A 10522-nucleotide genomic window follows, 5' to 3' on the forward strand; every position below is an offset into this window, starting at 1 on the left:
TTCGGCGTAGACGGCGACGCTGGCCAGGCCGGCATCGGCTGCGGCCCGGATCACCCGCACTGCGATCTCACCGCGGTTCGCGACGAGCACCTTGGTGATGTGCGCGCTGGCATGACTGGGCACTGAGCCTCCTGTGGTTCGCATGGTCTGTCTCCGCGCTGATCCCCTGGGGGCACCAGCGGTGGGTTACGGCATCTCTTCGGAGTGTAGGCACCGAAGTGATCAGAGTTGTCACCGGATCGAAAATCTCCGATCAGGCCTGTCCGACGCTTCGCAACCCTACCGACGGGTAGTTGGTTGAAACCTGTTCCAGTTGCCGGCGGAGGCTTCCGACCCACGTATGGACGCTGGCGGCGGCGACGTCGTTGCCCGGATATCGAACCGCCAGATTGACGCCCCGCGGCGTTCGATTGATCCACGCGTACACGTCGTGGGTGTACTGCCTGCTCCGCAGGGCCCGGGCATTCCGCTCCAGCCAGCGGCCCGCGTCCGGCACGAACCGCACGTCCATGTAGGAGACGACGAAGCGTGGCCGGATGGGGATGTCGAGTTCCTTCTCGATCCGGTCGAACGGAACCACCGAGAGCGGCTTCGTCCGGGCCACGCTGTCGGCGGCCTCACGCGCGATCGCGGCGAAGTCGTCGGACGGCACCTCGAAATCGATCGGGCTGAGTCCGACGAACCATCCCAGCGCGGACGCCCACTGCGGGGAGTGCCGGGTGTGGACGGGGGTGACGGTCCGGAAGCGGTTGAGCCCCGCGACGTCCGCACCCGCCAGGCCGAGGCAGGCGAGTAGGCCGGGGAAGAAGCCGACATCTGCCTCGCGGCAGGCCGAATTGAAAGCGGCCGCCTGGTCGGCATCGAGGATCCACGCCGACAGGTTCTGCTGGGCCAGCGTGGTCCGCGGGCCGATCTCGAGGGGGAATTCGGGGAGTCCCGGCCCCTCGAGCGCGGACCGCCACACCGCGAGCGCCTCACGATTCACCTCGGCGTCCGTCGTGGTCGCCCGCTCCTCGTGGCCGAAGTCGACGTAACTGCCGACCGGAAACAGGTTGGCCGTCCGGCCGGACACGGCTTCCTCGTACAGTGCGGTCAGCTCGTGCGCGACCAGCACGATGGAGAATCCGTCGATGATCGAATGGTCCGCCGCGAAGAACACGGTGAAACGGTCGCGTTCGACCGTCTCGAGCGTCGCGAAGACATACGACGGCCAGCTGTGCGGCGAGGCGTACTCGTCGAACAGATCCTGGAGGTGTGCGAAGTTGTCGCCGCCCGCTGCGTCATAACCGTGGCTGACGACGCCCACGTGCAACCCGCCCTGCGGTACGGTGCGCCGCCGCACGCGGTCGGTCTCCGAGTCGAAGGTCGTGTGCGACCGCAGCACTTCGTGGCGGTCGGTCCACTTCTCGATCGCCGTCCGGAACGCCGAGACCTTCAGGGTGCCGGGGATCTCGAAGGCGGTGCCCAGCCAGGACTCCCGGCCGCCGGCATCGGCGCAGCGGCGCAGGTGCGCCTCGTGGATATACGACGCCGGGCGGGGATCGTCCACCCATTCCGAGCGGGCGCACGGTAACCATTCGGTGAGCGCACCCACCGGAACGGGGTAGTCGGCAAGTTCGGTGAATTCCATCAGTGTGTGTTCAGGTCCTGCCTAGCCGCGAAGGTGGCGCTTGATTCGGGCGAGCATCGCGGACATGCCACGCAGTCGCAGCGGACTGACGGCGTCGGCGAGCCCCAGTGCGGAGTAGAAATCGTCCGGGACTCCGAGGATGGTGGTGGTGCTGTGCCCATCCAGCCCCTGGTGCAGGATCGACGCGAATCCCCGCGTCGTCGGGGCTTCCGCGGGTGCGCTGAAATGCAGCCGCACGTGCTCCGGATCGGAGTCGTCGACCGACAGGAACAGCGGGGATTGGCACTCGGGTACCGGTTCCATCGCGTCCTGCTCGAGTTCTGCGGGCAGTGGCGCCAGTTCGCGGCTGAACTCCAGCAGCAGCTGCAGCTTGTCCGAGCCGTCGACGGCGGCGAAGTCGTCGACGATCTCGGCAAGCGAATCGGGTAATGCGGTCATGACGATGCGCCGGGAACAGCTCCCGGCTCTTCACCCCTGACGATGGGAACGCGAACCATGTTGCCCCACTCCGTCCACGAACCGTCGTAGTTGCGCACGTTCGGGTAACCGAGCAGGTGGGTGAGGACGAACCATGTGTGGCTGGACCGCTCACCGATACGGCAGTACGCCACGATGGCGTCGTCGGCGGAGACACCGCCGTAGATCTCGTTCAGCTCACCGCGCGAACGGAAACGGCTGTCGGGTGCCGCCGCCTTGGCCCACGGAATGCTCAGCGCACTCGGGATGTGGCCGCCGCGCAGCGCCCCCTCCTCGGGGTAGTCGGGCATGTGGGTGCGTTCGCCGGTGTACTCCTGGGGCGAACGCACGTCGATCAGCGGTCCCTCACCGAGGTGATCCAGAACGTCGTCCTTGAACGCGCGGATCGGGGCGTCGTTGCGCTCGACCACCGGGTAGTCGGTGGGGGACGTCTCGGGGACGTCGAACGCGGTGTCCCGGTTCTCGGCGATCCACGCATCGCGGCCGCCGTCGAGGAGACGGACGTCCTCGTGGCCGAAGAGTGTGAACACCCAGAGTGCGTACGCCGCCCACCAGTTGCTCTTGTCGCCGTAGATGACGATGGTGTCGTCGCGGCTGATGCCCTTGCGGCTCATCAGGTCGGCGAACTGCTCGCCGTTGATGTAGTCACGCGTCACCGGATCGTTGAGATCGAGGTGCCAGTCGACCTTGACGGCGCCGGGGATGTGGCCGACGTCGTAGAGGAGCACGTCCTCGTCCGACTCCACGACCTTGAGGCCGGGCGTTCCCAGATTCGCGGAGAGCCACTCCGTCGACACGAGTCGACCGGGGTTGGCGTACTCGGCGAAGGACTGGGTGGGATCTGGCGCTACGGGCACGGGTGGGCTCCTGGGGCAGATGCGGCGGGGACGCGTCAATTCTATGCGGACGCCGGAAGTTCGTCCGACCGGCGTTCACAGTTACCGTCCGTGGGCCGTGAGGGAGCCGGTGCCGGGGCGTACGGTCGCTTCCGAACGGAGGCCACATGCCCGACATCTCGACGCGCGCCGACCTGGAGGTTCTTCTCCGGCACTTCTACGGCCGGGCATTCGCCGACCCGATTCTCGAACCGGCCTTCGGGACGCTGGCGGTGATCGGCGTGGACGATCACCTGCCCGTCATGTGCGACTTCTGGGAGACGGTCCTGTTCCGCACCGGCACCTACCGCGGCAGCGTCGCTGCCGTGCACCGGGCGCTGCACGGCAGTCACGGCTTCACCACCGCCCACTTCGACCGGTGGGTCGAGTTGTGGGCCTCCAGCATCGAGGAACTGTTCGACGGTGACGTCGCGCAGCGGGCCACGCGCGAGGCAGCCAGCATCGCACGCGCGATGCGCAGGCGGCTGCTGGATCCCACCGGCCCTCAGACGACCGGAGTGCCCTCCAGGTTCAGCTGACTGGTGAGCTCCGCGATGGGCGCGACGCCGTTCTCGCAGATGTCCTGCATGATCTCGCGCAGCCGCACGAGGAACTCGGTGACCGCGCGCCGTGCCGTCGACGTCTCCGGAAACCTCGATCGCAGCGCGAGGCCCCGCTGAGTGCGCGAGATCCAGAACTGGGCGTCGTCCGCGACCGTCACGTTGCTGATGTGGTGCGCGTTCAGTTCGTCGTGATCGTCCGTGCCCGGCAGCCGCCGGTAGTCGATGTACGAGACCATGAACACATCGGTGCGGGTGCGGCGGTATCCGTCGCCGAGCGCCTCCCGTACCTGGGCCATCGTCACACCTTTCAGCGTGAGCGCGGTGCGGAACGAGGCGTGGGTGTGCGCCAGCGACGACTGGAAATCGCAGTCGGGTGTCAGCTCGACCGTCAGCGGCGCGCTCGTCGTGAGCCAGCCGATTGCGTTGGCCCACTGCGGGTCCTGGCGAATGTGCAGGGGAAACTGCAACGGGATCCGGGAGACGCCGTTGATCGACTGCACTGCCATCCCCATCGCGGTGAGCGTGCCGGTGAAGAGGCTGCCCCCGGAATCGAGGCAGATCTCCTCGAACCGCTCGGTGCCCGCCGCGTCGAGGAGAGGCCGGACGTCGGCGCCCTGCGGGGCAGGCTTGCCCGCCTCGACACCGAGGTCGAGCGGAAAACTGGGCGCGGTGCCGCCGCACCGCTCGTAGAAGCGTGCCCATTCGCGTACCCGGGGGTCGCCGATCTCGGTGACGGGCGTCTGGGCCTCGAGTTCGCAGTACCGCAGGAAACTCCCCGGATCGCCGAGGTCCGCCGTCAGATCCGCCTCGGTGAGCACGCCCGTGCCGCCGAGTCCGACGAGTTTCTGATAGATCTGCCGGAGTTCACCCAACGCGATGACCAGTGAATATCCGTCGACGAGAGTGTGATCGAACGCACTGACCACCGTGTAGTGGGAATCGCGTTCGATCGTCGCGAAGAGGTAGGCCGGGAACGTCAGCGGATCGCACGCTGCGGTGAAGCGGAACCGCAGATGCTCGCGGAGTTCGTGCGGCGATGTCGTCAGCGACGACTCGGACGCGACCACCGTGATATCCGCGGGGTCGAGGTCCACACGCTCCATCGCGTCCGGACTCACGTCGAACCCGGTCTGCAGTGTGTCGTGGCGCCGGATGAAATGCACCAGCGCCTGCGCGAGCGCGTCCCGGTCGAGTTGTCCGGGCAGGTCGAAAGCTGCTGCCATCCAGACGCTTCGGCCGACGCCGTGCGTGCGCGCGGTGTCGAGGTGGAACTGCTGGTTGTACGACGGCGGCACCGCGGACGGGGAGACCGCACCCGGCGCGACGGACCATTCCGTCACCAGGCCGGGTTCGAGCATGTACCGGTCGATCGACGTGACCTGCACTACTTCGCCCCTGCGGCAGTCGCCGAGTCCGCGGCCACCGGTGCGAACGGCGACACCGTGTAATCGCCTTCGCGGGCCACGGTTTTCATGATCGTCGACAACCGTTCCGCATACGTGGTCACGGACCGGTGCGCCGCGTCGGTATCCGGATGCGAGATCGCCATCCAGGTGCCCTCGAGGACCCGGTTGATCCAGATCGACGCGATCTGCGTGGCCTTGCCCCCGACGATGCCGGTCGCCCGGGTCGATACGAAATTCTCGGTCTGCGGCAACCGCCGCGCGTCGATGTACGACACGATCGGGGGCGGAGCCAGTGTGGTGTGCTGCGACATCGCCTCCGGACCGGCGTGAGTCAGCACGGTGTCGATCACCTGCTGCACGGACACCTCGCCGAGCGCCTTGCCCGACCGGTAGGCGTCCTGTGCGCGCTGGGCGAGACCGGTGAAGGTCGCGGCATCCTCGAGGGCGAACCCGACCGGAATCAGGTTGATGAACCACCCCTGGGACCAGTAGAACTGCGGATCGTTGCGGGTGGTCAGGGGCGACAGTGCCATGTAGCGGTCGCGTCCGACCAGTTCGTGTTCGGTGATGGCGAGGGCCGCGAACACCCCGCCGATGAAGTTGGACCCGTTGGCCTTGCACACGGCGCCGAACCGCTCACACTCGTCGGCGTCGGCGAGGTCGAAACGGCTTCCGATGGCCGGCTGGGGTGCGTCGGCGGCGCCGAGGTCGAGGGGGAAGCTCGGAAAGGTCCCGCCGCTGCGGGTCAGGTGCCCGATCCAGCCGTGCACCTCGGGAGAGGCGAGTGTCAGCGTCGCCGCCTTCTCCCGTTCCTTCCGGCTGTACTCCACGTAGCTTCCCGGTTCGGGCAGTTCCGGCGGGGTGCCGTCGAGTTCTGCCTGATAGATGAGCCGCGTCTCGGCGAAGGTGAGGATCATCGACTGCATGTCGGTGTGCGCGTGATCGACGGCGTGGAACAGGGTGAAGCTGTCGTCCGCTGCGGGTGGTTCGGTGTCGTAGTGCTCGACGACACCGAACACGAAGGCGGGCCAGCCGAGCGCGCTCGTGTCGTTCGCGAAGCGCGCCGCGATGTGATCGCGGACCTGCTCGGAGGTGGGGAGGGTCGCACCCTCGTGGGCGACGAGCGCGATGGAGTCGGCGGGCACGACGTGGCGACGGACGGCGTTGGTCGTATCCGTCGGGTCGGCGTCGGCGTCGGCGTTCGCGAACGAGAACCAGCTGTGCAGCGTGTCGTGCCGCAGGACGTACCGCTCGAGGGTGCGGGTCATCGCCTCGGTGTCGAGCCTGCCGGGGAAGTCGAAGGCGATGCCGATCCAGGGTGACTGGGTCTCCCCGGTGTTCGCCGCCAGTCGTGCGCGCCGCAGGTGCCGCTCCTGCATGGTGGTCGGCAGTGCCGGATCCACCGGCGCCGCGGCAGCCGCCCGTGCACTCGCATCCGTGACTTTCCACTCGACGACCCGCCCAGGCTCCGGCTTCCAGTGGGTGATCAAGTTCAAGTCCATCGAGCGGCTCCTGGTGTGTCGAGTTCGAGGTTGCGAGTTCGGTCGGTGTGGCGCGGACTTCTCGCAACAGGATGCGCACCGGGTGCCTTACCGCGAGAGGTAGAGAAGTATGAGACTGATTACAGGTCGGTCCCGATCCCGTCAAGTGTCGAGCACAAGGGTCGTGCGCTGCAAGTTCCTCACGTAATATGCAGCAACCTTTGAGCGACCTCACAGCTTTGCGCGAGTGCCGAGACGCTAGCCTGTCCCGATGCCTGCGACTCAGCGTGACGCACTCTATCGGGCTGAACTCGGTCTGTGGGTTCCGTGGCTGGGTCTGGCCACCAGCCTTGCCGCGGTGTTCATGCAACTGCTGGACGCGACCATCGTCAACGTCGCGCTTCCGAGCATCGCGGTCGATCTGGGGGCCTCGGTGTCGGCGCAGCTGCTCATGGTCAGCGTCTACACACTTTCGTTCGCGTGCTCCCTGATCACGGCCGCACGACTGGGGGACCTGCTCGGACGGCGCCGGGTCTTCCTGACCGCGATGGCCGTGTTCGTGATCGCCTCGCTGCTCTGTGGACTGGCGCAATCGCCGACCGCTCTCGTCGCGTCCCGCGCGTTGCAGGGTCTGGCCGCTGGATCGATGTCGGCGCAGACGTTCGCCATCATCTCGGGGCTCTTCCCGAAACGGTCCCATCCGCGCGTGTTCGGGATCTACGGCGCGACCATCGGGCTCGCCACGATCTGCGGTCCCCTCGTCGGCGGGCTTCTCATCCAATGGGATCTGTTCGGCTGGGGATGGCGGCTGATCTTCTTCGTCAACCTTCCATTCGGGCTCGCCGCGCTGGTCCTCGGGTACTTCTATCTCGTCGACGCGAAGCCCGACGGGGTCCCCGGTGGTGGCACCGGCCGCCGCGAAGCGCGGGGCCTCGACATGGGCGGCGCCGTGCTGTCGGCGCTCGGACTGTTTCTGCTGATCTTTCCGCTGGCCGAGGGCCGGGAACGGGGCTGGCCGACGCCCATCGTGGTGATGCTGCTGTGTTCGGTACCGGTGCTGATCGCGTTCGTCGTCTACGAGTGGCGACTCGGGCGCCGCGGCGGCGACCCCGTCCTGCGACTGCAGTTGTTCACCGACCGCGCGTTCTCCCTCGGCGCGGCCATCGCGTTCGTGTTCTTCGGCACGCTCACGTCGCTGATCTTCACCATCTCCCTCACCCTGCAGTTCGGATTCGGGTTCTCCCCGCTGCGGGCCGGGGTGATGACGCTGCCCTGGGCGCTGGGAACCGGTCTCGCCGCGCTGGCCTCCGCCGTGGTCTACCGGCGCATCGGCAACCTCGTCCTGCCGCTGGGAATGGCCCTGTTCGCCGGCTCCCTCGTCGTGCTGTCGGCGCAGTTGCAGCACGAGGGCACCGATCCGCGCTGGTCGGCGCTGGCCGGCCCACTGTTTGTCGGGGGAGCCGGTCTCGGACTGTTCGTGGCACCGCTCCAGACGGCGATTCTCGCGACCGTGCAACCGCAGAACGCGGGTTCGGTGTCGGGCCTGCTCCCGACCGTCCAGCAGGTGGGCAGCTCGATCGGGCTCGCGGTGATCGGGGTGGTGTTCTTCAACCTCGTCGCGACGCAGTCCGCGGACGCGGTCCAGGCGGAACGGCCCGCGCTGACCGCCGAACTCGCCGCGGTCGGGGTGCCGCCGGGGCTGATCCCGCGTGCGGAGGAGACGTTCGTGCGGTGCGCGACGGAACAGCTCGGGTCCACGTCCCCGATGAAGGTGCCCGATCAGTGCCGGTCGCTGGGATCCGGGGGCGCCTCGCTCGGCGCGGCGCAGCAGCAGATCGCCGATTCCGCGGTGGTGGCCGCACGAGAATCGACCCGCAGCGCGGCGGGTGAGGCGTTTCTCCAGGCGGAACGCCGAATCCTCTGGATCATCGCGGCGGTCGCCGCGGCGATCGGTGTGGCGTCGCTGACGCTGCCACGCCGAAATCGACCGGCCGACGACGTGTCAGTCGGCGTGGCCTGACGTCGCCCACAGCTCGGCGACACCGACGCCGACGTCCGCGAGCAACGTACGGACGAGGGGCAGTCCGATGCCGATCACACTGGACGGATCGCCTTCGATGCGGTCCACGAACCATCCGCCGAGGCTGTCCAGGGTGAACGCACCCGCAACCTGGAGTGGTTCGCCCGTCGCGAGGTAGGCCTCCAGATCCGCGTCGGGCGGGCTCGCGAAATGGACGACGGTCGCGCTGTGGTCGTGTGCGTCGCCCACGACCGTTCCGTTCACGAGGCGCAGGACGCTGTGCCCGGTGAGCAGGGTCGCGCTCCGGCCCGCCATCGCCGACCAGCGGGCACGGGCGACGTCGACGGTTCCCGGTTTACCCTGCAGGGAGCCGTCGATCAGCAGCATGGAGTCGCATCCGACGACCACGGCATCGGAGATCCCGTCCCGCGCGAGAACAGGGAGGACGTCGTTCGCCTTCGCGCGCGCCAGTTCGGTGACGACGTGCTCGGGGGCGGCGTCGGCACCGAGTGCCGCGATGATCGCGTCCTCGTCGACTCCGGAGACCCGCACCACCGGTTCCACGCCGGCGCTGCGCAACACGGCCAGCCGCGCCGGCGATGCCGAGGCCAGAACGAAGGACGTCACGAGACCCTGATCAACGCCGGTACGCCGACACGTTCGGGAACGCGTACGGGGAGAACGGGGCGTTGCTGCGATGCATGCGGGTGGGGGCACCCCAGGACTCGGGTGGGAGGTATGAATCCGGGTCGCCGCTGCCCGCCGCTGCGACCGCGGAGAGCACCGCGACGAGCGCCGCGATCTCCTCGTCGGACGGTGAACCCTTGACCACGGTCAGGAAAGGCTCGCCGACCGCGACGGGCGCGGCGGCATCCACGTCACCCGGCACGTCGGAGGCGACGCTGTCCGAGAGCGTGGTGTCCGCCGCGGAACCGTTGGCCGACGACGCCGTGTTCGCTCCGGTGTCGGTCCGCACGTCGTCCTCGGTGAGAGCGGTCACTCTGTCCAATGATTCGCCGACGCTCATAGCGGGATGTTCCCATGCTTCTTGGGCGGGAGGGTGACCATTTTGCGTTCGAGTAGGCGCAGGGCGGCCACGATCTGTCCGCGGGTGTGGGACGGGGGGACGACGGCGTCGACGTAGCCGCGTTCGGCGGCGACGTACGGGTTGACGAGGGTGTCCTCGTATTCCTGTTGCAGTTGCAGGCGCAGGGCGTCGACGTCGTCGCCGTTCTTGGCGGCCTCGAGCAGTTGTTTGCGGTAGACGAACCCGACGGCACCGGAGGCGCCCATGACGGCGATCTGGGCGGTGGGCCAGGCCAGGTTGACGTCGGCGCCCATGTGCTTGGAGCCCATCACGTCGTAGGCGCCGCCGTAGGCCTTGCGGGTGATGACGGTGATCTTCCCGACGGTGGCCTCGCCGTAGGCGTAGAGCAGTTTCGCGCCGCGGCGGATGATGCCGTTGTATTCCTGGTCGGTGCCGGGCAGGAACCCGGGGACGTCGACCAGGGTGATGATGGGGACGTTGAACGCGTCGCAGGTGCGCACGAAGCGGGCGGCTTTTTCGGAGGCGTCGATGTCGAGGCAGCCGGCGAAGACGGTGGGCTGGTTGGCGACGATGCCCACGGAGCGGCCGTCGACGCGGCCGAAGCCGACGACGATGTTGCCGGCGCGTTCGGCCTGGACCTCGAGGAATTCGTCGTCGTCGAGGATGCGGCGGATGACCTCGTGCATGTCGTAGGGCTGGTTCGCCGAGTCCGGGATCAGGGTGTCGAGTTCGAGGTCCTCGGCGGTGAGGGAGTCCTCGAGGGCGCCGGTGATCGGGTCGGTGGGGATCGTCCGGGGGGCGGCGGCCTGGTTGTTGGACGGCAGGTAGGACAGCAGGTCCTTGACGTAGTCGAGGGCGTCCTGTTCGCCGGAGGCGACGTAGTGGGCGACGCCGGACTTGACCATGTGGGTGTGCGCGCCACCCAAATCTTCCATGGTGACGTCTTCGCCGGTGACGGTCTTGATCACGTCGGGGCCGGTGACGAACATCTGGGAGGTCTGGTCGACCATGACGACGAAGTC

At 67.9% G+C, this 10522-nt stretch carries 11 protein-coding genes; 2 read left to right on the plus strand and 9 right to left on the minus strand.

All coding sequences use genetic code 11. The features are described 5' to 3' along the window. From ACFTWF_RS44570 to ACFTWF_RS44585, 4 genes are all read right to left on the minus strand, one after another. Window positions 1-123, minus strand: a 123-nt coding sequence (locus ACFTWF_RS44570; protein WP_378467461.1) for a biotin carboxylase N-terminal domain-containing protein, incomplete at its 3' end; no start/stop codon positions are given. Window positions 124-253: 130 nt separating this feature from the next. Continuing rightward, window positions 254-1630, minus strand: coding sequence for a condensation domain-containing protein (locus ACFTWF_RS44575; protein WP_378467451.1), 1377 nt, complete (start codon window positions 1628-1630; stop codon window positions 254-256). A 21-nt stretch (window positions 1631-1651) separates the two neighbouring features. Then, complete coding sequence (locus ACFTWF_RS44580; protein WP_378467452.1) at window positions 1652-2068, minus strand: SufE family protein; 417 nt, start codon at window positions 2066-2068, stop codon at window positions 1652-1654. Next, window positions 2065-2964: a sulfurtransferase gene (locus tag ACFTWF_RS44585; protein ID WP_378467453.1), complete on the minus strand. Its 900-nt coding sequence runs from the start codon at window positions 2962-2964 to the stop codon at window positions 2065-2067. Before ACFTWF_RS44585 ends, ACFTWF_RS44580 begins: the two co-directional genes overlap by 4 nt. A 146-nt stretch (window positions 2965-3110) precedes the next feature. Between ACFTWF_RS44585 and ACFTWF_RS44590 the strand changes: the two genes are divergently transcribed. Then, window positions 3111-3521, plus strand: a complete 411-nt coding sequence (locus ACFTWF_RS44590) for a group III truncated hemoglobin (protein ID WP_378467454.1) — start codon at window positions 3111-3113, stop codon at window positions 3519-3521. Here ACFTWF_RS44590 and ACFTWF_RS44595 read toward each other — a convergent pair. Together ACFTWF_RS44595 and ACFTWF_RS44600 are read right to left on the minus strand one after the other, a co-directional pair. Then, window positions 3488-4930, minus strand: a complete 1443-nt coding sequence (locus ACFTWF_RS44595) for a condensation domain-containing protein (protein WP_378467455.1) — start codon at window positions 4928-4930, stop codon at window positions 3488-3490. The two genes, ACFTWF_RS44590 and ACFTWF_RS44595, sit on opposite strands and share 34 nt — an antisense overlap. Beyond that, a complete protein-coding gene (locus ACFTWF_RS44600) occupies window positions 4930-6453 on the minus strand; it encodes a condensation domain-containing protein (protein WP_378467456.1) in 1524 nt (507 codons plus the stop codon). Before ACFTWF_RS44600 ends, ACFTWF_RS44595 begins: the two co-directional genes overlap by 1 nt. Before the next feature lie 250 nt (window positions 6454-6703). On the opposite strand from ACFTWF_RS44600, the gene ACFTWF_RS44605 reads away from it, so the two are divergent. Then, window positions 6704-8452, plus strand: coding sequence for an MFS transporter (locus ACFTWF_RS44605; protein WP_378467457.1), 1749 nt, complete (start codon window positions 6704-6706; stop codon window positions 8450-8452). Here ACFTWF_RS44605 and ACFTWF_RS44610 read toward each other — a convergent pair. From ACFTWF_RS44610 to ACFTWF_RS44620, 3 genes are all read right to left on the minus strand, one after another. Beyond that, entirely contained in the window at window positions 8435-9079 is a 645-nt protein-coding gene (locus tag ACFTWF_RS44610; RefSeq protein ID WP_378467458.1) for a Maf family protein, read from the minus strand. The genes ACFTWF_RS44605 and ACFTWF_RS44610 overlap by 18 nt on opposite strands. Window positions 9080-9089: 10 nt before the next feature. Beyond that, window positions 9090-9452 carry an acyl-CoA carboxylase subunit epsilon gene (locus tag ACFTWF_RS44615; RefSeq protein ID WP_378467459.1) on the minus strand — a complete coding sequence of 121 codons (363 nt, stop codon included), beginning with the start codon at window positions 9450-9452 and terminating at the stop codon, window positions 9090-9092. 23 nt (window positions 9453-9475) lie between these two features. Continuing rightward, the coding region (locus tag ACFTWF_RS44620; RefSeq protein ID WP_378467460.1) for an acyl-CoA carboxylase subunit beta at window positions 9476-10522 on the minus strand (1047 nt) is incomplete at its 5' end.

This window comes from Rhodococcus sp. NPDC056960, from assembly GCF_042674125.1.
Taxonomy (GTDB): Bacteria; Actinomycetota; Actinomycetes; order Mycobacteriales; family Mycobacteriaceae; genus Rhodococcus_F.